This window comes from Pseudomonas sp. LD120 (assembly GCF_009861525.1).
In the GTDB taxonomy this organism is placed as follows: domain Bacteria; phylum Pseudomonadota; class Gammaproteobacteria; order Pseudomonadales; family Pseudomonadaceae; genus Aquipseudomonas.
This window is the reverse complement of sequence record NZ_WVHL01000003.1, coordinates 581,406-602,206: the sequence shown is the minus strand read 5'-3', so window position 1 is coordinate 602,206 and position 20,801 is coordinate 581,406. Positions and strand designations below refer to the sequence as shown.

At 58.6% G+C, this 20,801-nt stretch carries 21 protein-coding genes and 1 pseudogene; 11 read left to right on the top strand and 11 right to left on the bottom strand.

The window, feature by feature from the left end; genetic code table 11:
* Positions 1 to 34 precede the first annotated feature (34 nt).
* The 6 genes from PLD_RS09060 to PLD_RS09035 form a co-directional block, all read right to left on the bottom strand.
* Positions 35 to 574 carry a fimbrial protein gene (locus PLD_RS09060; protein WP_159891865.1) on the bottom strand — a complete coding sequence of 180 codons (540 nt, stop codon included), beginning with the start codon at positions 572 to 574 and terminating at the stop codon, positions 35 to 37.
* 340 nt (positions 575 to 914) lie between these two features.
* Complete coding sequence (locus PLD_RS09055; RefSeq protein WP_159891863.1) at positions 915 to 3,002, bottom strand: LTA synthase family protein; 2,088 nt, start codon at positions 3,000 to 3,002, stop codon at positions 915 to 917.
* 334 nt (positions 3,003 to 3,336) lie between these two features.
* Positions 3,337 to 3,528 (bottom strand): PLDc N-terminal domain-containing protein, encoded by a 192-nt coding sequence (locus PLD_RS09050; protein ID WP_159891861.1) that lies wholly within the window; start codon positions 3,526 to 3,528, stop codon positions 3,337 to 3,339.
* Between the two features lie 85 nt (positions 3,529 to 3,613).
* Positions 3,614 to 4,144: a hypothetical protein gene (locus tag PLD_RS09045; protein WP_159891859.1), complete on the bottom strand. Its 531-nt coding sequence runs from the start codon at positions 4,142 to 4,144 to the stop codon at positions 3,614 to 3,616.
* Positions 4,145 to 4,252: 108 nt separating this feature from the next.
* Positions 4,253 to 4,777, bottom strand: coding sequence for an ankyrin repeat domain-containing protein (locus tag PLD_RS09040; RefSeq protein ID WP_159891857.1), 525 nt, complete (start codon positions 4,775 to 4,777; stop codon positions 4,253 to 4,255).
* Positions 4,778 to 4,874: 97 nt separating this feature from the next.
* Entirely contained in the window at positions 4,875 to 6,713 is a 1,839-nt protein-coding gene (locus PLD_RS09035; protein WP_159891855.1) for a long-chain-acyl-CoA synthetase, read from the bottom strand.
* A gap of 683 nt (positions 6,714 to 7,396) precedes the next feature.
* Between PLD_RS09035 and PLD_RS09030 the strand changes: the two genes are divergently transcribed.
* The gene (locus PLD_RS09030; RefSeq protein ID WP_019093389.1) at positions 7,397 to 7,675 is read left to right on the top strand and encodes a DUF3509 domain-containing protein; all 279 of its coding nucleotides are present in this window, start codon (positions 7,397 to 7,399) and stop codon (positions 7,673 to 7,675) included.
* A gap of 66 nt (positions 7,676 to 7,741) precedes the next feature.
* Here the strand turns inward: PLD_RS09030 and PLD_RS09025 are convergent, their stop codons facing one another.
* The 3 genes from PLD_RS09025 to aroC are packed head-to-tail and all read right to left on the bottom strand — an operon-like array spanning position 7,742 to position 10,561.
* Positions 7,742 to 8,287, bottom strand: coding sequence for an acireductone dioxygenase (locus PLD_RS09025; RefSeq protein WP_159891853.1), 546 nt, complete (start codon positions 8,285 to 8,287; stop codon positions 7,742 to 7,744).
* Positions 8,284 to 9,441, bottom strand: a complete 1,158-nt coding sequence (locus PLD_RS09020) for an MFS transporter (protein ID WP_178116140.1) — start codon at positions 9,439 to 9,441, stop codon at positions 8,284 to 8,286. The genes PLD_RS09025 and PLD_RS09020 overlap by 4 nt, the downstream gene beginning before the upstream one ends.
* Positions 9,442 to 9,469: 28 nt before the next feature.
* On the bottom strand, positions 9,470 to 10,561 hold the full coding sequence (gene aroC / locus PLD_RS09015) for a chorismate synthase (protein ID WP_159891849.1): 1,092 nt from the start codon (positions 10,559 to 10,561) through the stop codon (positions 9,470 to 9,472).
* Positions 10,562 to 10,703: 142 nt separating this feature from the next.
* On the opposite strand from aroC, the gene PLD_RS09010 reads away from it, so the two are divergent.
* Together PLD_RS09010 and PLD_RS09005 are read left to right on the top strand one after the other, a co-directional pair.
* The gene (locus tag PLD_RS09010) at positions 10,704 to 11,657 is read left to right on the top strand and encodes an alpha/beta hydrolase (RefSeq protein WP_159891847.1); all 954 of its coding nucleotides are present in this window, start codon (positions 10,704 to 10,706) and stop codon (positions 11,655 to 11,657) included.
* A gap of 98 nt (positions 11,658 to 11,755) precedes the next feature.
* On the top strand, positions 11,756 to 12,547 hold the full coding sequence (locus PLD_RS09005) for a hypothetical protein (RefSeq protein WP_159891845.1): 792 nt from the start codon (positions 11,756 to 11,758) through the stop codon (positions 12,545 to 12,547).
* 51 nt (positions 12,548 to 12,598) lie between these two features.
* On the opposite strand, the gene prmB is transcribed toward PLD_RS09005, so the two are convergent.
* Entirely contained in the window at positions 12,599 to 13,507 is a 909-nt protein-coding gene (prmB, locus tag PLD_RS09000) for a 50S ribosomal protein L3 N(5)-glutamine methyltransferase (RefSeq protein WP_159891843.1), read from the bottom strand.
* A gap of 239 nt (positions 13,508 to 13,746) precedes the next feature.
* On the opposite strand from prmB, the gene PLD_RS08995 reads away from it, so the two are divergent.
* The 5 genes from PLD_RS08995 (at position 13,747) to PLD_RS08975 (ending at position 16,516) form a co-directional block, all read left to right on the top strand.
* Positions 13,747 to 14,337 carry a cysteine hydrolase family protein gene (locus PLD_RS08995; protein ID WP_159891841.1) on the top strand — a complete coding sequence of 197 codons (591 nt, stop codon included), beginning with the start codon at positions 13,747 to 13,749 and terminating at the stop codon, positions 14,335 to 14,337.
* A 130-nt stretch (positions 14,338 to 14,467) separates the two neighbouring features.
* Entirely contained in the window at positions 14,468 to 14,788 is a 321-nt protein-coding gene (locus tag PLD_RS08990) for a hypothetical protein (RefSeq protein ID WP_159891839.1), read from the top strand.
* A gap of 75 nt (positions 14,789 to 14,863) precedes the next feature.
* Positions 14,864 to 15,421 carry a Smr/MutS family protein gene (locus tag PLD_RS08985; RefSeq protein ID WP_159891837.1) on the top strand — a complete coding sequence of 186 codons (558 nt, stop codon included), beginning with the start codon at positions 14,864 to 14,866 and terminating at the stop codon, positions 15,419 to 15,421.
* A gap of 76 nt (positions 15,422 to 15,497) precedes the next feature.
* The gene (gene folE, locus PLD_RS08980; protein WP_011062625.1) at positions 15,498 to 16,043 is read left to right on the top strand and encodes a GTP cyclohydrolase I FolE; all 546 of its coding nucleotides are present in this window, start codon (positions 15,498 to 15,500) and stop codon (positions 16,041 to 16,043) included.
* Between the two features lie 101 nt (positions 16,044 to 16,144).
* On the top strand, positions 16,145 to 16,516 hold the full coding sequence (locus tag PLD_RS08975) for a glutathione S-transferase N-terminal domain-containing protein (RefSeq protein ID WP_159891835.1): 372 nt from the start codon (positions 16,145 to 16,147) through the stop codon (positions 16,514 to 16,516).
* A gap of 254 nt (positions 16,517 to 16,770) precedes the next feature.
* Here the strand turns inward: PLD_RS08975 and PLD_RS08970 are convergent, their stop codons facing one another.
* Positions 16,771 to 17,937, bottom strand: a complete 1,167-nt coding sequence (locus tag PLD_RS08970; RefSeq protein WP_159891833.1) for a PLP-dependent aminotransferase family protein — start codon at positions 17,935 to 17,937, stop codon at positions 16,771 to 16,773.
* An 82-nt stretch (positions 17,938 to 18,019) separates the two neighbouring features.
* Between PLD_RS08970 and PLD_RS08965 the strand changes: the two genes are divergently transcribed.
* The 3 genes and pseudogenes from PLD_RS08965 to PLD_RS08955 form a co-directional block, all read left to right on the top strand.
* Positions 18,020 to 18,463, top strand: coding sequence for a MarR family transcriptional regulator (locus PLD_RS08965; RefSeq protein ID WP_159891831.1), 444 nt, complete (start codon positions 18,020 to 18,022; stop codon positions 18,461 to 18,463).
* A 285-nt stretch (positions 18,464 to 18,748) separates the two neighbouring features.
* Positions 18,749 to 20,098 carry an NCS2 family permease gene (locus tag PLD_RS08960; RefSeq protein ID WP_159891829.1) on the top strand — a complete coding sequence of 450 codons (1,350 nt, stop codon included), beginning with the start codon at positions 18,749 to 18,751 and terminating at the stop codon, positions 20,096 to 20,098.
* 62 nt (positions 20,099 to 20,160) lie between these two features.
* Positions 20,161 to 20,772, top strand: a pseudogene (locus tag PLD_RS08955) (LysE family translocator); the annotation flags it as partial.
* Positions 20,773 to 20,801 lie beyond the last annotated feature (29 nt).

The window sequence follows — 20,801 nt, the reverse complement described above, 5'->3', positions numbered from 1 at the left end:
GATGCCCAGGAGCTTAGGCTCCTGGGCGATGAACTTACTCGTACGAGAAGTCCAACATGATTTGCGACTGGAATTCACCTGCAGTAGCAGAGGCATATGCAGCCAAGTACTGAGCATAAAAACCAACAGACGCTTCATCCCCCGCAGTTTCCACGGTAACAGGCGTATTTTTAATTCCGAGTTTTATCGGCTGATATTGCGAATCCAGCAATTGCACCTGAACATTTGAACCATTTGACGAGCTCTCCAACTTATTAATAAGAGCGCCAGTTATTTCATCAACGGATTGTACCAGACCGTTAAATCTAGCTTCAAACTTAGTACCAGTACATTTCTGCAACTTAATAACGACTGCTTGCATGCCCGCAACATCGCCAACTTTACTCAAAGCGTTGGTACTTACATCACTTAGCGTGACCAGCTTCGTCAGTTTCCCCTCTGTACTGCCTTCAATTTCGCATGTCGACTTGGTCACCTTGCCTTTGAAGTCAAGAACAACGTCGTGAGCGAAGGCACTGTTAACTGCCAAAAAAAAACTAGATACAACAGCTGCGAGCAAAGAAACCTTTTTCATCTAACTCTCCATTTACCCATTGTCATGGCGTACTGCCAATCACACCATTCAATAATCAATGCTGCGTGCCAGGTCTGGAGTGCTGCGCGTATCCGTCCGGGCCGAAGCGGATGCAGATCATTGCAGTCTGAGGCAATGGGAGAAATCAGATGATTCCTAAAAAACAGGAACCTTCCGAAAGAGAACCAAGAAATCGACTAAAGACTCAGAAATTTTTCTCAAGAAATACAGAAAGCTCTAGAGCCACCGGTAGAGCTTTGCGCTGCACAAAACGCAAAAGCACCCCTGTTGGGGTGCTTTGTCGAACAGGGCCAGCCTTACGAGCTGGCCAGCCCCATGATCAATCCGGCTTGCCGTTGACCACACCGGCTGTGTTGTCGATCAGACTCTTGGTCGCCGTTTGCAGGAAGGACTCAAGCTTCTGCTTGAGCTGTGCTTCATCGGCGGACGCGGAAATCAACTCGCCTCCCGGCGTTGCGCCAAGCTCGTACTTATAAAGCCTGGGTGGCATTTCCTTGGGCAGAACCAGCACCCGGTCAGCGGTCAACAACGCCACAGTCTGATCGCTGCCCGACGGTTTGATCACGCCAAAACCCTTGTCGCCTTCGGGCAGGTTGAGCAGGTCACGCCCCCAACACTGGTGCAACACATCGCCACCGAGGCGCCCCATGATGGTGGGCACGATATCGATCTGCGTGCCCACGGTGTGGTCGCGCTGGCCGAACTTCTCCTGAATGCCGGGTGCAATCATCAGCATCGGCACGTTGAAACGACCCAGGTCCATTTCGGTGATCTGTTGCTCATTGCCGAAACCGTGATCGCCGACCACGACGAACAGCGTCTCCTTGAAGTACGGCTCCTTGCTCGCCTTCTCGAAGAACTGGCCCAACGCCCAGTCGGAGTAGCGCATGGCGGTCAAGTGCTCATTGAGGCTACCGCGGTCGGTGACCTTCTCCACTGGCAATGGCGTCGGCAATGCATACGGAGTGTGGTTGGACAGGGTCTGCAGCAGGGCGTAGAACGGCCCTTTGCCTTCACGGGCCTTCAACTCTTCCAGGCCACGGTTGAACATGTCCTGGTCAGACACGCCCCAGGTCGGGTCGGAGAACACCGGATTGACGAAGTCATTGCGACCAATGAAGTTTGTCATGCCCTGATTGCTAAAGAAACCCGACTGGTTGTCCCAGGCAAAATCACCGTTGTAGACATACACATCGTCATACTTGCGGGCGCTGAGCAACTGCGGCAGGCCAGACAGCTTGTGGCTGCCTTCCGGAGTCTGCATCAGGTATTCGAAACCCGGCAGGTTGGGGAAGCAGGCCATGGTGGCGAACATGCCCTGGTGGGTGTGGGTACCGTTGGAGAAGAATCGGTCAAACAGCAGCCCTTCCTTAGACAGCTTGTCGAAGTAGGGAGTGATCTCCCCAGGACGTCCCAGGGCGCCTACCGAATGCCCGGCAAAGCTTTCCATCAGGATTACCACGACGTTTTTGATCGGCAGCGTCTTGTCGGCATCTGGCGTGTAGGTACGGCGCACGGCTGCAATGTCCGCATCCACCAGCTTGTCACTGGGGACCAGCAACATGTCGCGCACGGTCTGCTGAGCCAACGGCTGTGGCAGAGTCGCTTTCCAGATATTGGTTCGGTCTTCGGAGAAGCGGTCCTTGGCGGCTGCGATCAATTGCAGCGTACCGTTGAGGCCCAACTGGTTGGCAAAGTTCGACTCGGTGGTGTAAACGTCACCCCAGCGCATCGGAGGCCCCTGGCGCAAAGTGCCACGAGCGGCCGCCACGCAGATCAGCAGACAGACCATGAACACTGCGATACGCGCGTACCAGGGCGCAACCTGACGGCTGCTGACACTGCCACCACTGAACGGACCACGTGGCCGGGTCGCGCGATCGGCGCCCTTGAATGCCAGGCTTAGCACCCAAGTCCCCACGGCCCAGGCCAGCAGATAGCGAACGACAGGGAAGCCGTACCAGAGCATGCTCATTACGGTCTTCGGATCTTCCTTCACATACTGAAACACCAGGCCGTTGAGGCGCTGGTGAAACTCACGGTAAAAATCCATCTCCATCAGGCCAAGGAACAGCGCAATACTGGAGGTGAGCGTCAACCAGAAGCGCAACATCCCGCGAGCCGCCATGGCCTGCGCACTGAACAATGCCAGCAACAGCGGTACGCTCAGATAAACCACCAGCCGCAGGTCAAAACGCAGCCCATTGGCAAACGCCTCGAGGAAGGTCGAAGCAGGTGTATCGAGAATCATCTCGCGGTTGTACATCAGCAGTGCGACGCGCAACAAAGAGAACATCACCATCATGACCAGCGCACACAACAGCGTGTAGGACAGATGGGATTTAACGGTCGGTTGCAGCAGGCGATTCGAGGATCGCTGCTGACTCAGGGCATCCGAGTTTGCCATGTCGTTTAAGGACCCATTGGAAGTTTAAGTTGCATGAATACAGCTGCGTTCTGCCCTCTTATTGCCACTAGGGCGACGAGGGGGGCGCGGAGCGCAAATGTTGCACGATCACCTGAGGCTTTGCCATTGATTAGTGGGTGGCACAGCTAATCTCACTGCCAACAGCTCTAGAGCAAGAAATTGCAGGGAATTAAGGCGAGGAAAAAGCGCTGACGAATTGTCTTAGAGCGTCTGTGAAAATTATGTTCAACGTATATTTAGTCACAAAAAAGGGCCTTGGGCCCTTTTCACTGTTCGCAAAGCAATGACTGAGTGTCTACATCCTTGTCATGGCTCAGAGCCGCACATTGCCTCGGGGCCCAGCGACGGCCCAGATGACCAACCCCAGCACAGGAAGGAAGAGGATCAGCAGCACCCAAAGGATCTTCATCCCGGTTTCGGTGCCACTTTTCAGCACGTTGATGATGGCCCAGATATCCAGGACCAGAATGATCAGGCCAACGAGGCCATTAAACGTTGAACCCATGGTGTCGCTCCCAAAATGGTGGTCTGCCTCTTTAGGATAGTCGCGCTGAATCAGGGTTCCGTTTTATTGAAGAGCTGGACGCCCTTCAGACATGCACGGCAACTTTCAGTGCCTCCAGCGCTGGCGCGGCCGCAATACCGACCTCCGCGCACAGTTCCAGCACCCGCGGCAGGTCATTGCCATAGACCAGCACCATCTGCAGTTCGTCATCCAGCAACTGACTGAAATTCATCAGCACATAACCGCCGTTTTCCGGATTCATACTGGCCATCTGGATCTGGATGCGATTCAACGCCGTCAGCGCTTCGATCTTCGCCAATTGTTTGGGTTTGATATTGAAGGACACGCCCTTGCCGAAAGACGCAACGATCTGTGCGAACAAATCGACATAGGTATCGGCCTGAAACAGCACCGTCTCCGGCAGACTGCCCACCACCACCCACTCGCCCAATGGAATGGGGAAGCTGTCGTCATAGTTGACGTCCGGATTGGCCGCCAAGAATGCCTGTGGATCGGCATAAGCCTGGGCTGCTTCATCGGCGATGCGCAGGATCTCGGCATCGCCCATGCACCCGGAGCTGATTTTGCTGATGAGTTCGATGAGGGCGGTTTTCATGGGCGCATCCTGAAGGCAAGGAAATTCAAGGGCGCGAAGGATAGCCTAAAGTGGCTAGCCAGACCTATCACCGGGACGAAGGCCATGCTCCCTCGCGGCCCTTTCCTCTTAGCCGCCGGCCAGAAGTTTCTCCAGTTGCGCCGTGGTGTCCACCGCGCCCATGGTCTTGGCCGCTTCCAGGGCACTGACGCCATTGGCATCACGGGCCTTGGGATCGGCCCCCTGACTGATCAGGTAGGTCACAATCTCGGTGCGATTGAACATCGCTGCCATCATTAGCGCAGTACGCCCGTCAAAAGACGAACCTTCCACCTGCGCCCCTCCCTGCACCAGAGCCTTAACTACAGCCAGATCCCCCTTGAAGGCGGCACCGGCAATTGGGCTCTGGCCATTATCGTTACGAATCTCGGGATCAGCCTTGTGCTTGAGCAGCACCTGCACCGCGTCCACGTGCCCGTGATAGGCGGCCAGCATCAGCAGCGTGTCGCCCTTGTGATTACGCAAGTTGACCGGCAGACCGCCGGCCGCAAGCTTATCGAGCATCTGGGCATCGCCCTGGCGGGCTACGTTGAACACCTGTTCGACAAACTGGGCAGCCTCGTCTTCAGTCATCTGGCGGCTTTTGTCGGTCATCGGAAACTCCAGGTTCGGCCAATCGGAAAGGCGCTAGTTTCCCCAAGCCGGTCGCCGCCTGTCATCCCTTTTTTCCCAAGTACTGTCATAGGCAGAATCAATAACGCAACTGCCCGGCCTGGATCTGCGCAAAAATCTGCGGGGTCAAGCGCACATAGGTGTCCGTCCCCGGCAGCCAGGCGTAGACCGGGTCATCTCCAGTCTGTTCAGGGTCGAAGGCCTGCTCCTTGAGGCGGCTCTTCTGGTACTTGAAGGTGCCTGTGGTATCCATCTTCACCTTGATCCGCAGAAACAGCGGCACCGCGTAAGCCGGCAGTTGTTGTCGGGCAAACTGCAGCAGGGCGCTGAAATCCAGGGTCGCCAATGACTCCGCCGGGGTGATCGCCACCATCCCCGCTCGACCGTTGGTGTTATGGACTTCAACACCGTAGGCCACTACTTCGGTGATCTGCGGATACCCCAAAAAAATGTTCTCCACCTCGGTCGTGGAGACGTTCTCGCCCTTCCAGCGATAGGTGTCTCCCAGGCGATCGACAAACTGCACATGCCCAAAACCAATGTCCCGTAGCAGGTCGCCGGTATTGAAATAGCTGTCACCTTTCTCGAACACATCGTTGAGGATCACCTTAAGGTTCTTCTGCGGATCGGTGTAACCGTCCAGAGGCGCCTTGTCGTCGATTTTCGCCAACAACAAGCCTTGCCCACCCTTGGCCACCTTCTGCATGAACCCTTGGCTGTTACGCACTGGAGCCCCGGTGTCGTGGGCGTACTCCACCAGCGCCCAAGGGATCAGGGAAAACCCCACGGTGTTGTCAAAGTTGAGGATATTGCTGAAACCGATATTGCCGTCGCTGGCCGCGTACAACTCACAGATATGACCGACACCGAAACGCTGCTTGAACTCGCTCCAGACGCCCGGACGCAGACCATTGCCGATCATCTTCAGCACACCATGATCCGTGTCGTGGGTGCTGCTCGGTTGATCGATCAGGTAACGGCATAGTTCACCGACATAACCCACAGTCGTCGCCTTGAAGCGACGCGCATCCTCCCAGAACTGACTGGCGCTGAACTTACGGCGAATGGCGAACCCCGAGGCGCCGGTGATGGCCGAGCCCCAGCACACACACAGCCCGGTGGCGTGGTACAGCGGCAAGGTGCAATACACCACGTCGCCAGGCTGCATATCCAGAGCGATGGTGCCGAACCCGGCGCAGGTGCGCATCCAGCGCCCATGCTTGAAAATCCCCGCCTTGGGCAGACCCGTGGTGCCGGACGTATAGATATAGAAGCAAGGGTCGTTGAAGAAGACGCGCTGGGCCTGCACCAGATTGTCCGCTGGATAACCGGCGCTCTCGGCCATCAGGTTGACCAGGCCATCCGGAGTCGGTCCGGGGTCGACGAAAGTGTCCTGGTCGGCCACGAACCAGGTACGAGCCGGCTCGATATCCACCTGATCACGCACCGCCGAATAGGCCGCCAACAGCTCTGCGCCGACCATGATTCCTACCGGTTTAACCAACTCCAGGCTGTGCACCAGCACGCTTTGGGTTTGCGCGGTGTTAACCATCGCGCAGATCCCACCGAGCTTGGCCACCGCCAATACCGTCACCAGCAATTCAGGGCGATTCTCGATGAAGATCGCCAGCACATCGCCCTTACCAATCCCCTGCTCTTGCAGGTAAGCCGCGATGCGATTGGCCCATTGATTGACCTGGGTATAACTGAGCACCCGCTCACCATAGAGCAAGGCCGGCCCATCGGGATTACGCAAGGTCGCCCGCTCGAAACTCCAGCCCAGGCCGCAAGGCTGATCCGGCTTCTCGATATTCCCCGCTTTCATGCCCCGCACCACTCGTGGCAGTGCTTTGGCAATCGTTGGCAGCTTACGCAGCATCATGCCCCAGGTGATCATGTCGCTCTTATGCTTGTTCATGCGTGCTCCGGTTCGACAACAAAGGTCTGTGCCCAAACCTGGCCGGCTGGGCGTTGGCAACAGGCGGCACGACACTCAACCGGGAGGGGTAACCCAGGCTTGGGCCGGCGGCAAACAACTAGGGTGGGGCGTACCCGGGAGGGAATAAAGGCAGGGCACGTTAGCCGCGGCTGACAACGCCGGCGCTAGTGCGGTGAAACCGTTCATGGAGGGCGTCCTATTTTTTATTATCGGTCGGGCGCGATGGTTGATCGCGCCGCAACACATTCCATGTCGCACAAACGCGGCCTCAAGTGCTTCAAGCCAGGTTGCCGAGCCCCTGATGACACCGCGTGACAGGCTGAAAGTACGTCAGCCATTGCAAGCCTGTACATGGGGTTTTTGCAAACTTTTGTATCTCTCCTCAGCCGCTCAGTGCAGGATGCAGCGCCCCCTGCATCCTCGGTTGAATTTTCTCCCCACCCCTGCGGTCACAACGTTGCACGCAGCACAGGCACCGAGCCAGTCAAAACCTGCAAAATGCAAGATGCACGATGGCCATTCATGCAATATGCACGAAATCAGAAAACAAAAAAAATAATAAGTTATTGTTTTTTAAGGATATTTAAAAACAACCATAGTGGCACAATCACTGCACCTATCACTCCACGCTTGCCCTTCAAGAGCTAACGGAGCTGATAGACATGAGCCTGATCCAAGAAAAGTTTTCTTCCCTGTTCTCCAACTTCGAAGTGACCACCCAGCCGCGCCCAGACGGCGGCATCTTGCTCACCCTGCGCAACAGTGAGGGCAAACAGTTCAAGCGCTCGATTTCATATGCACAACTGCACGCCGCGGACCAACTGTCTTGGGTCATCAGTGCAATTCGTCGTGATTTGGCCGAACAGGCCAGCGAGTTGCCACAAATTTCGATGCTGCAGAGCCAGAACCGCTTTGCCCTGCCGACTTACCACTCCGCGTAAGTTGCTTTCGATTCAGGCGTTCGGGCCGGCCTCACCTTGCGTGGATCCGGCCCGATTGCCTCAGGCTCAGTCTTCCAGACGTGGAAACTGGCTGGCGATCGCGTCGCCGGTAAGGTTCGCGACCCACCCCTGGGGGTTTTTGAACAGACGAATGGCAACCAGGTACGGCTGTTCCCCCATATCGAACCAATGGGCGGTGCCCGCCGGCACTGAGATCAGGTCATTCTTTTCGCACAGCACTGCGTATACATAATCATCGATGTGCAGGTTGAACAAACCACGGCCGGCAACAAAAAAACGCACTTCATCCTCGCCATGCCGGTGTTCGTCAAGATACTGAGCACGTAACTCGGCTTTTTGCGGATGCTGGCCGTCAAGACTGAGCACATCCACCGAGACGCATCCACGCTCAGTCATCAGTTGCTCGATCTGCGCCTGGTAGGCTGCGATCACATGCTCCTCGCTGGCTCCTGGCTCGATCCGGGTCGTGGCTTGCCAACGATCGAAACGGATACCTTGCTCGGCCAGGGTCGCAGCGATGTCATCGAAGTGGGTCAGAACCTTGTTCGGCAGGTCCGGGCTGGAAACGTGGTAGACGGACAGGCTGCTCATAACGGCAACTCCTCTTGCATGCGGGTGGCAATGATAACGGCTGCGGCCAGGGCTGCGACGCTGGCAATACTAAAGGTCAATGTCGCGCCCAGAGCATTCCAGCTGTAACCGGAATACAGGGCTCCCAAGGCCCCTCCGGTTCCAGCCAGGGCGGCATACAGCGCTTGGCCCTGGCCTTGCTGGCGAGCCCCGAAACGGCGCTGCACGAACTGAATCGCGGCAGCGTGAAAACTACCAAAGGTCGCCGCGTGCAACACCTGTGCAAACAGCAGCGCCCAGAGGTACTCCGCCAGGCTGCCCAGCAGCAACCAGCGCAACGCCGCCAGCAAAAAACTCGCCAGCAATACCCGACGCACAGAGAAGCGCGAAAGAATCCAGCTCATGGCCAGGAACATCAACACCTCGGCCACGACCCCCAGCGCCCACAACATGCCGATCACGCCGCGGGTATAACCCAGGCGTTCAAGGTGCAGAGTCAGGAAGGTGTAGTAAGGACCGTGGCTCATCTGCATCAGCGCCACGCACAGATAGAAAGCAAGCACACCCGGAGCGCGCAACTGCTTGACAAAGCCCTCCACGGACAGGCGCGGCCCCTGAACCACCGGTTGCGCATTGGGCACCCACAGGCTACTGATCACAATGCCAGCCATGACCGCCAGCAGCGCGAAGGGGTAGATGTCCAGGCTCAGCCATTCAAACAACCGCCCCAGCGCAACCACGGTCAGAATGAAGCCAATGGACCCCCAAAGGCGGATCTGACTGTAGCGCGATGTTTGCCCTTGCAGGTGGGCCAGGGTAATAACCTCGAACTGCGGCAATACCGCATGCCAGAAAAACGCATGCAGCGCCATGACCATGGCCAGCCAGACATAACTCTTGCTGACCAGGATCAGGGAGAAGCAAAGCAAGGTGCAGATCGCGCCAAAGCGCACAATCGCCAGGCGCCGACCCGTGTAATCCCCGAGCCAGCCCCAGAGGTTGGGCGCTACACAACGCATCAGCATGGGAATCGCCACCAGCTCGCCGATCCGTGCGCTGGAAAACCCCAGGTGGTGGAAATACAAGGCCAAGAACGGCGCGGTCGACCCCAACAGCGCAAAATAGAACAGGTAGAAACTGGAAAGCCGCCAGTACGGGAGCCCCGTCACGGCCATCAGGCCGCGGCGACTGGCGGAGCCAGCATTACAGCTGGCCCAGCACTGGCGTGCTGACACGCACGTCGGCGTTCTGACCGCGATGGCGCAGCAAGTGATCCATCAGCACGATGGCCATCATCGCTTCGGCAATCGGCGTGGCGCGAATGCCCACGCACGGATCGTGACGGCCCTTGGTGATCACCTCCATCGGGTTGCCATCGACGTCGATGGAGCGGCCCGGGGTGGTGATGCTGGACGTTGGCTTGAGCGCCAGGTGCGCAACAATCGGCTGTCCCGAAGAAATGCCGCCAAGAATGCCACCGGCGTTGTTACTGAGAAAACCTTCCGACGTCAGCTCGTCACGGTGCTCGGTACCACGATGAGCGACACTGGCGAAACCGGCACCGATTTCAACGCCCTTGACCGCATTGATGCTCATCAGCGCATGGGCCAATTCAGCATCCAGGCGATCGAAAATCGGCTCGCCCAGGCCCGGCATCACGCCTTCGGCGACCACGGTAATCTTCGCCCCCACCGAATCCTGATCCCGACGCAACTGGTCCATATAGGCCTCCAGAGCAGGCACCTTGTCCGGGTCGGGACAGAAGAAAGCATTGTCTTCCACCGAATCCCAGGTTTTGAAAGGAATCTCGATCGGACCCAACTGGCTCATGTAGCCGCGAATCACGATGCCCTGACTGGCCAGATACTTCTTGGCGATGGCTCCGGCTGCCACGCGCATGGCGGTCTCCCGCGCCGAGCTGCGACCGCCGCCACGGTAGTCGCGGACGCCGTACTTGTGGTGGTAGGTGTAATCGGCGTGAGCCGGACGGAACAGATCCTTGATCGCCGAGTAGTCCTTGGACTTCTGGTCAGTGTTGCGGATCAGCAAACCAATGGCGCAGCCAGTGGTCTTGCCCTCGAACACTCCGGAAAGGATCTCGACCTCATCGGGTTCCTGGCGCTGGGTGGTGTGGCGGCTGGTGCCGGGCTTGCGCCGGTCCAGATCACGCTGCAGGTCTTCCAGCGACAGCGCAAGGCCCGGCGGACAGCCGTCGACAATGGCGACCAACGCCGGACCATGGCTTTCGCCCGCGGTGGTGACAGTGAACAGCTTGCCGTAGGTATTGCCGGACATGCAGGGAGCTCCGTGAAGTCAGCCGAAATAACTCAATCAGGATTACTGAGGGGCGCCAGTATACGCAGGCTACCCAACTAGTTCATCCTCGAACCTTATGCCCCTGCCTGAGTCCAACTGGCACCTTATCCATGATGGCGTGATGATGCTGCGAGTCCTTCTCTTGAGCCTTTCTCTGTTCACCGGCCTGGTCCAGGCCTCCATCCTGCAACGCCCTGTGAGCCTGGATACCGGCCATGGCGAGCTGTATGGCTCGATGCTACTGCCCAAGTCCGAACAACCGGTGCCAGTGGTGCTGATTATTTCCGGCTCCGGCCCCACTGATCGCGACGGCAACAACCCCGACGGTGGCCGCAATGACAGCCTCAAACGCCTGGCCTGGGTGCTGGCCAAGCACAACATCGCCAGCGTGCGTTACGACAAGCGCGGAGTGGCCGCCAGTCTGGCTGCGACGCCGGACGAGCGCAATCTGACCCTTGATGCCTACGTAGCCGACGCAGTGGCTTGGGGGCAAAAGCTCAAGGCCGATCCACGCTTCGGGCAGTTGATCGTGCTGGGACACAGCGAGGGCGCACTGATCGCCAGCCTCGCCGCCCCATCACTGCACGCCGCTGGCGTGATTTCCCTTTCGGGCACCGCCCGCCCAGTGGATCAGGTGCTACGTCAACAACTGAGCTACCACCTGCCTCCAGCGCTGATAGTGCGCAGCAATGAACTGCTGGACAGCCTGAAGGCCGGCAAAATCGACGCTGACGTACCGCCGCAGTTGCAGATCATCTTCCGCCCAAGCGTACAGCCCTATCTGATCACTCTGTTTCGCGAGGACCCGGCCGCCGCCTTCGCCCGCCTGAAGATGCCCGCATTGATCATCCAGGGCAGCAACGATATCCAGGTCAGTGTTGACGACGCCAGGGTACTCAAAGCCGCGAAACCGGACGCCCGTTTGGTAGTGATCGAAGGCATGAACCATGTGCTGCGCATCGTGCCCAACGACCTCAAGCGCCAATTGGCGTCTTACAAGGACCCGCAATTACCCCTGGCCGCGGAGCTGGGCAGCAGCATCATCGGTTTTATTGACGGACTTCACACCCGTTAGGCTGTTTTTACCCTCCAGTCCTGGAAAAAACGGCCGATAAGCCTTTGCCGACCGTTCAATTGCTGTCGGCGCGCAGCGATTGGACAGGACTCGCCGTTATGACTGATACCCAGAACTCACCCGCCACCGAGCAGGAGACCGTCGCCCCGCAAGCGCCTCCCCTGCCCTGGGAAGATGTCCAGGCCGAACATCACAAGATGCTTCGCCTGGCCCCCCTGCAGACCGATCGTGCTACCGGCGGGCGACCTTTGCGCTTTGTCGAGTTCGGTTATGCCGAACGCAACAACAAAGAGCACAGCCTGCTGCGCATGACCATCAAACTGCCCGGCCAACGCGTGCGCAAAGAACAGAATCACCTGGATGTGTGGGTTGAGCACGAGACCCGCCGAGTGCGCTTCGAACCCGAAGGCGGCCTGCAGATCGAACCGCTCAATCGGGGCATCGGGCGCTTCCTGCTAGCCCAGGCGGCGCAGTGGGCGCAACAGAAGTGGCCGCACTATCGCATTGACGGCTTTGATCTAGCCAACAAGGACGCGCTCAACGAAGACACTCGCCTGCGTCGTGATCACGTGCTGCGCACTCAAGGCTTCGACGTGGCATACGCAGATGCCCAGCATCTCAAAGGCAGCGTCAAGGACGTTCAAGTGGGCGAACTGCTGAGTCAGTGGAACACTGAAAAACTGCAGTTCGTGGAAATACTCGAAGCAGCGCAGATGCTCCAACAGGCCGATCAGAACCTCGAAGAGTTGGAAGTCAAACTGCGCAAGCAGGAAGAAAAGGTCACCAAGTACAAACGTGAAGACACCGGCCTGCGTTTCACCATCACCTGCCTGGTGGCCTTTGCAGTATTCCAGGCGGGGCTGCTGATCTGGATCGCGACTCATCGCTGAGGCGCGCCCGGCAAGGTTCCAGGCCCGCAGTACGCGGGCCCGTCAATCCATTCAAACGCGCGAAGCGAACAACGCCTGGTGCTCGCGGCATTGCTCCGCAGTCAGCATGAACACCCCATGCCCCCCTCGTTCGAATTCAAGCCAGGCGAAGTCCACTTGTGGATAAAGCGCCTGGACGTGGACCTGGCTGTTGCCCACTTCGATAATCAGCAAACCTTTCTCGGTCAGATGATCAGCGGCTTCGGCCAGCATGCGCCGCACCAGATTCAGGCCATCGTCACCACAGGCCAGGCCCAGTTCTGGTTCGTGCTGGTATTCGTCCGGCATGTCGGCGAAGTCCTCGGCATCGACATAGGGCGGGTTAGACACGATCAAGTCAAAGCGTTGCCCCGGCAAGCCATCGAAGCCATCACCCTGAACGGTGAACACCCGCTCATCGACGCCGTGCCGCTCAATATTCTGGTTGGCCACTTCCAGGGCTTCGAAGGACAGGTCGGCCAGCACCACTTCGGCGTCGCGAAACTCATAGGCGCAGGCAATGCCGATGCAACCAGAGCCGGTGCACAAGTCGAGAATCCGTGCCGGCTCATTGCCCAACCAGGGCTCGAAACGTTTTTCGATCAGTTCGCCGATTGGCGAACGGGGAATCAGCACCCGCTCATCGACCATGAACGACAGGCCGCAGAACCAGGCTTCGCCCAGCAGGTAGGCGGTGGGCACACGCTCTTCGATACGGCGCTTGAGCAGATGCTGCACATGGACCAGCTCATCGTCTTCCAATGCGCAGTCCAAGTAGCTGTCGGCAATTCCCCAAGGTAGGTGCAAAGCCCCTAGCACCAACTGGCGGGCCTCGTCCCAGGCATTGTCGGTACCATGGCCGAAGAACAGTTCCTCCCCATGGAAGCGGCTGACAGCCCAGCGGATATGGTCGCGCAAGGTGCGCAGGCGAGAAGTGATCACGGGGCAGACTCCTGACAAGACGACCGGCGATTCTAACAGCCAAAACCTCTGCCGACGACGAAACAAACCCCAGCGCCTTACAATCACTCGACAGTCGGTTTTGAGCTTGCAAGGGCAACACCTTGCCCCTCTTGACAAGGCTGCAGGCCAACAACGGCGCACCTTACGTTAGTAGCGATTCACAGAAGCGCTCCGCCAGAGGACAATGTCGCAAAAGCCCCACTCACAGGAGCCCCAGAATGTCCGTTCCAAAGACGATGTTTCAACTCAGCGGTCGTGGTTATGCAGCGGCCAATTTGAGCCACGCGACCCTTGTGATCATCGACGCCCAAAAAGAATACCTAAACGGCCCATTGGCCCTGTCAGGCATGGACCCGGCAGTGGCCAATATCCAGCAACTGCTGGCCGCTGCCCGCGCCGCCGGCCGGCCTGTCGTGCATGTGCGCCACCTCGGCACCGTGGGCGGTCTGTTCGACCCTCAAGGCGAGCGCGGCGAGTTCATTCCCGGCCTTGAACCCCAGGGCGACGAAACCATCATCGGCAAATTGCTGCCCAGCGCATTTCACGGCACCGAGCTGGAAAAACGCCTGCAGGACCTCGGTTCCCTTGACCTGATTGTTGCCGGTTTCATGAGCCACTCCAGCGTCAGCACCACGGTTCGCGCGGCGAAAAACCTGGGCTTTCGCTGCACCCTGGTGGAAGACGCCTGCGCCACTCGCGACCTGCCCTACAAGGGCGGCATTCTCAGTGCCGAGCATGTTCAGCAAACTGAAATGGCAATCATGGCCGACAACTTCGCCACCCTCGCCTCGACGGCAAGCCTGATCTGATCAGCCACTGATGAGCGGCTGGCAGGCCGCTCATCAGTGCACTCCTCGCAACTGCAGCATTTGCCTTAGCCTCAGGAACCACCCGGTCAACTTCCGGTCGAAGGGCCGATACCCATTGAGGAAGGTCGGAATGAAGATATCCGATGGTTTTGACGCACGCCGATTGCGGCCCAAAAGCCCGCGGAACTGGCGACTGCGGCTGGGAGCGGCGTTCTGCGCCTTACTGGCGACTTGCGGTGTGCTACTGACGCTGGCCAGTATCGCCAGCCTGCTGGGACGCGCGCCGGCGCTGGGGGAACTCAACACCAACAAAGCCGGGGCAGCAGTGGTTCTGCTGATCGGCGTGGTCGTACTGTACGTCGGGGTACGCCTGTGGCGCCGCTGCCGGCGCCGCATGCGCCAGCCCATGGCGCTGAACATGGCCCCGCACTTGATGAAAAAGCAAGACTGACTTTCCTCGGGCGCGATTTGCGCGCCTTAAGGTGGCCCGAGTTGGGTAAACTAGCCGCCCTTCGCGGAGGCTGACATGCAAGACGACGATTTTTCCCTATTCAAAAACGAGATCCGCGGCGTCAAGCCGATCAAGCACGATCGTGCCGATACGGGCAAACCCAAAGCGGACCGGGCGCAAATCGCCAAACTGCGCCAAGCGGCCACGGTGCGCAGCGAAACCACCACCGTGGACGGGCTGTCCGACCAATTCGTCATCGACGTAGGCCCCGAAGATGAGCTGATGTGGGCCCGCGACGGGGTTCAGGAAAGCCAGATGCGCAAGCTGAAAGTCGGCCAGATCCCCTTTGAAGGCAGCCTTGATCTACACGGCATGACCGTGGAAAAAGCCCGGGAAACCCTCTGGGCGTTTCTCGCTGAAGCGACCAAATTCGAAGTCCGCTGTGTGCGCGTCACCCATGGCAAGGCCGTGCGCCTGGACGGTAAACGTCCGATGATCAAGAGTCACGTCAACACCTGGTTGCGCCAGCATCCACAGGTGCTGGGCTTCACCTCGTGCCAGGCCAGGCACGGCGGCACTGGGGCGCTGTACGTGATGCTCAAACGCACCATGATGGAAGGCCGCGACGAATAAAGGCGCAGCATCACGCTTGCAGCGTCGTGTCCGCCGCCGTACCCTTGCCCTTTGCGTAAAACCCACAGGTAGTTTCATGTCCCTGGAACAGAATTACACCGCGATCCTCGGCCAATTGGGCGAGGACGTCTCCCGCGAGGGCCTGCTCGACACGCCCAAGCGCGCCGCCAAAGCCATGCAGTACCTTTGCCGTGGTTATGCCCAAACCTTGGAAGAAGTCACCAACGGTGCCTTGTTTAGCTCAGACAACAGCGAAATGGTGCTGGTCAAGGACATCGAGCTCTACTCGTTGTGCGAACACCACCTCCTGCCGTTTATCGGCAAGGCCCACGTTGCCTACATTCCTAGCGGCAAGGTTTTGGGGCTGTCGAAAGTCGCGCGCATCGTCGACATGTATGCCCGCCGCCTGCAGATCCAGGAAAACCTCAGTCGGCAGATCGCCGACGCCGTCCAGCAAGTCACCGGTGCCCTCGGGGTGGCGGTGGTGATTGAGGCCAAGCACATGTGCATGATGATGCGCGGTGTGGAGAAGCAGAACTCCTCGATGATCACGTCGGTGATGCTGGGTGAGTTCCGAGAAAATGCCGCGACCCGCAGTGAGTTCCTCAGCCTGATCAAGTAACGGGCTGCGAGCAAAAAGACCGGCGCTGATCGCCGGTTTTTTTTGTCCGGCAAAAATCAGGTAAGCTGCCGCCCCTTCACCCATGGGCAAGAGGCAATACCGTGATCGTCAAAGCGCTGCGAGTCGGCCTGGGCCAACTCATTATTCTCATCGACTTCATTACCCGCCCACGCAAACAACAGCGGGCTGCCGCCACTCAGGCACAAGTTGCAGAGGCCGCCAAGGGTTTGACCCTGTATCAATTCCACGCCTGTCCGTTCTGCGTCAAAACCCGCCGCACCTTGCACCGCCTGAACGTACCGGTCGCCCTGCGCGATGCCAAAAACAATGAGCAAGACCGCCAAACCCTGCTGGAACAAGGCGGCAAGATCAAGGTTCCGTGCCTGCGCATCGAAGAGAACGGCCAGACCACGTGGATGTATGAATCCAAAGCGATCATCGACTACCTGAACCAGCGCTTCTCCACCGCCTGAGACGGCGCTTGGACTGTTCTGTCCCGGGCGCGGTGACAGGCCTGGCAACCTGCGCTCGGCCGAACAACATGGTGTGGCGCATTCCTTTGCCCCCGCCCGGATGCCAAGGTAGCGGGTCGAAGCCGCCTTCCTCGCCCCCCATGATGCAGTGGTGCCTGCTTACCCAGTACGGCGTGTGACCAGCCCCGGCAGATTAAACATCCATTTGATCGTGTCGCAGTTCTCCGAACAGAAATCGCCACATGGCCGTGCCCTTAGGCCACCTGTGCAGCCTGCACTTGACGTATTACGCTGGCCAGCCGCTTAAGGCCTTCGTCCAGTCGCGCCGGATCGATGTGACTGAAGTTCAACCGTAGATGCCCATGATTGTGATCGGGCTCGGAAAAGAACGGTTCACCGGGCATAAACGTCACGCCCTGCTCCAGCGCCGATTTGAGCAACGTGCGGGTATCCAAAGGCCGTTTCAAACTCAGCCAGAAAAACAGACCGCCCTGAGGCTCCTGCCAATACGCCAGGTCGGCAAAATGTTTATCCAGCGCCACCTGAAAATCATCACGGCGCTGGCGATAGAAAGCGCGCAGCTCATCCAGGTGCTGCTGGAACCGCTCACTGCCAATCCATTGCATGGCCTGCCACTGGCCCACACGGTTGGTGTGCAGGTCTGCAGACTGTTTCAAACGCAGTAAATGAGGAAACAGATCCGGACTGGCAATCAGATAGCCAACCCGCAATCCTGGGAGCAGGGTTTTCGACACCGTGCCGGTGTAGATCCAACTGGCCTTTTTCAGACGACTGACGATCGGCCTGGCATTGCTCCCATCGAAAGTCAGCTCACGATAGGGCTCGTCCTCGATCAGGGTCACGCCGAACTCGTCCAGCAGGGCCGCCACCGCCTCGCGCTTGGTTTCGCTATAGCGCACTGCCGAAGGATTCTGGAAGGTCGGGATCAGGTAGGCGAAGGCTGGACGGTGCTGCTCCAGGCGGGCGCGCATCTGCGCCAGATCCGGACCGTCGGCCTCCAGTGGCACCGTCAGGCAGTCGGCACCGAACAGCTGAAAGATCTGCAGGGCGGCAAGATAGGTCGGAGCCTCCAACATGATCTCGGTGCCCTTGTCGATGTACAGCTTGGCCACCAGATCAAGGGTCTGCTGGGAGCCACTGACCACCAGAACCTGGCTCGCCTCGCAAGGTACACCCAGCTTGCGCGCCTCGGCAGCCAGGGCCTCACGCAACTGCGGCTCGCCTTCACTCATACCGTACTGCCCCATGGACAACGGCATATCTTGCCATTGGACCTGGGGCAGCATCGCTTCAGCCGGCAGGCCTCCGGCAAACGACATCACTTCCGGGCGCTGGGCCGCAGCAAGGATTTCACGGATCAGGGAGCTTTTGAGGCGCGATACACGTTCAGAGAAGGCCATGGAGATCACCGCTAGCGAAGGTCGAAGGAAATACGTCAAACTACTTGATCGAAATTACGCCGCCCCTCACAGATACGTCAACATGCTTGACCTTAAAAAACAGACTGCACAGCAAGTCGCCATGGAAGCCTTCTTCTTTGGCTATCAGGCCTTTACCGCCAAAGCCGACGAAATGCTCGAACGCCGAGGCTTGAGCCGCGTGCACCAACGCATCGTTTTTTTTATCGCCCGCTATCCCGGCCTGAGCGTGAAAGAACTACTCAGCTTGCTGGGCGTCAGCAAGCAGGCGCTGAACACGCCGCTGCGCCAACTCATGGAAATGCACCTGGTGGACAGCGTTGCACCAGCCAGCGACAAACGTAAACGCCTGCTGGAGTTGACCATCGACGGCGCGCGCTTTGAGCAGACCCTGCGCCGCGAACAGGTCAAATTGCTGCAGCGAGCCTTCGCTGAAGCCGGAGAAAGTGCGGTCAATGGCTGGCTCGCGGTGAACCAGGCCCTGGCAGGCAAGCCCAGCGAGGATTAATCCCCATCGCAACGCCCAAGCAATTGGCGCCGCTCAAAAATGCTCGGCCATCGCGCCTCCAGCACCTTCCAACTGGGGTGCGATATAGCCATGCGATCAGACTTTTCGCACACAAAAGCAAAAACATTATTTGCTTTCTTTGTATACAAAAGCATAATTCGCCACGTGCGATTTCTTGACTTAAAGGTCAATAAAGCCCGCTAGCCTTGCCTGCCTCACAGAGCCGCCGCCCACCCTCTCGTGCCCGACTCTGAAAAACAATAAAACTCTTGAGGAGTACTCGCCGTGGAAAGCCGCAAATCCGAAGCCTCTCCGCTGAACCTCTCGCCCTCGCTAAACAGCGGCTGGCTGGAACGCATCTTCAAACTCAGGCTGCATGGCACCACGGTGAAGACCGAGCTGATTGCGGGTCTGACAACCTTTATCACCATGGCTTACATCATCTTCGTCAATCCCAATATCATGGCCGACGCAGGTATCGATCATGGCGCGGCGTTCGTCGCCACCTGCATCGCTGCGGCCTTGGGCTGTCTGCTGATGGGTCTATACGCCAACTGGCCGGTAGGCCTGGCTCCGGGCATGGGGCTGAATGCGTTCTTCACTTACACCGTGGTTGGCACCATGGGCTACAACTGGGAAACCGCCCTCGGTGCGGTGTTCATTTCCGGCGTGCTGTTCATGATCTTGACCTTATCGCGGGTTCGCGAGTGGCTGCTCAACAGCATTCCGCTGAGCCTGCGCTTCGCCATGGGTGCCGGGGTTGGGCTGTTTCTTGGCCTGATCGGGCTGAAGACCGCCGGTATCATCGTCGACAGCCCGGCCACCTTGATCAAGCTTGGCTCTCTGCGCGAGCCCGGTCCGCTGCTGGCAGCCATCTGTTTTCTGATGATCGCGGTGCTCAGCTACCACCGAGTGTTCGGCGCAATCCTGATCAGCATCATTGCCGTTACCTTGGCCGGCTGGGGCCTGGACCTGGTGCACTACAACGGTATTCTTTCAGCCCCTCCGAGCCTGGCACCAACCTGGATGGCGATGGACATTGCCGGTGTGTTCAACGTCAGCATGATCAGCGTGGTCCTGGCTTTTCTCTTCGTGCACATGTTCGACACCGCCGGCACCCTGATGGGCGTGGCCCAGCGGGCCGGCCTGGTTAACCCCGACGGCAAGATCGAAAACCTTTCCCGGGCCCTCAAGGCCGACAGCGCCTCCAGCGTTTTTGGCGCAGTGGTAGGCGTACCGCCGGTGACCAGTTACGTCGAAAGTGCCGCTGGTGTGGCGGCAGGTGGTCGCACGGGCCTTACCGCCGTGACTGTAGGCGTGCTGTTCATTGCCGCCATGTTCTTCGCTCCGCTGGCGGGCATGATCCCTGCCTACGCCACTGCCGGAGCCTTGATCTATGTAGCGATGCTGATGATGGGCGGCATGGCCCACATCAATTGGGACGAAGCTACCGACAGCATTCCGGCGATTGTCACGGCGATCATGATGCCCCTGACCTTTTCCGTCGCCGACGGTATCGCCCTGGGCTTCATCACCTACGTGGTGCTGAAGGCCGGAACGGGTAAACACAAGGAAATCTCCATCAGCCTGTACGTACTGTGCGCAATCTTCATCGCCAAGTTCATTTTCTTGTAAACCCGAGCTGTTTCAACCGCCCCATGCGATCGGATGGGGCTTTTGTGCAGATGGCGGGTGTGATGAGCCTGGAAACCTGCCTGTTGTTCAGTGGCGCTGCGCTGGTGGTGATCCTGATTCCGGGCCCCTTGCCGTTATTGATGATCAGCAACAGCTTGAACTAGGGCCTGTGCCGTTGGTCTCCGGCGGTTCTCGGCGGAGCATTGGCCTCGATCTGCCTATTGATCGCTTCGGAACTGGGCCAGGGGCACCATTGCGGGCATCGGAACGACTGTCCAACGCACAGAGGATTGTCGGCGCCCTCTATTGGTTCTGCCTCGCCTGGCAGAGCTAGCGCAACCTCGGCAACCATCTGACAGCGCGGTTGTGCCGGAAGCCGCACCGAAACCGCGCTTTCGCGCACTGTTCGGGCGCGCTTTTGTCCTCGGCGCCAGCAATCCGGAGGGTATTTTGTTTTTCGCCGCATTCCTGCCGCCGCTCCTTAGTGCCCAGCAGCCACTCCTGCCACAGTTACTGATCATGAGCGCCACCTGGCCCTTGCTGGACCTCGTCTGCAAGCTGGCCTACGGCCTCAGCGCGGCGCGCTACCTGCGTAGCGGCAAGGGCCAAACTGGTTCAATCGCATCAGTGCCGGAGTGCTCAGCAGCACTGGGGCTGATTCCCGGATGAGTCGTTACAGCGCTGCCAGCAAACCTACGGCCGC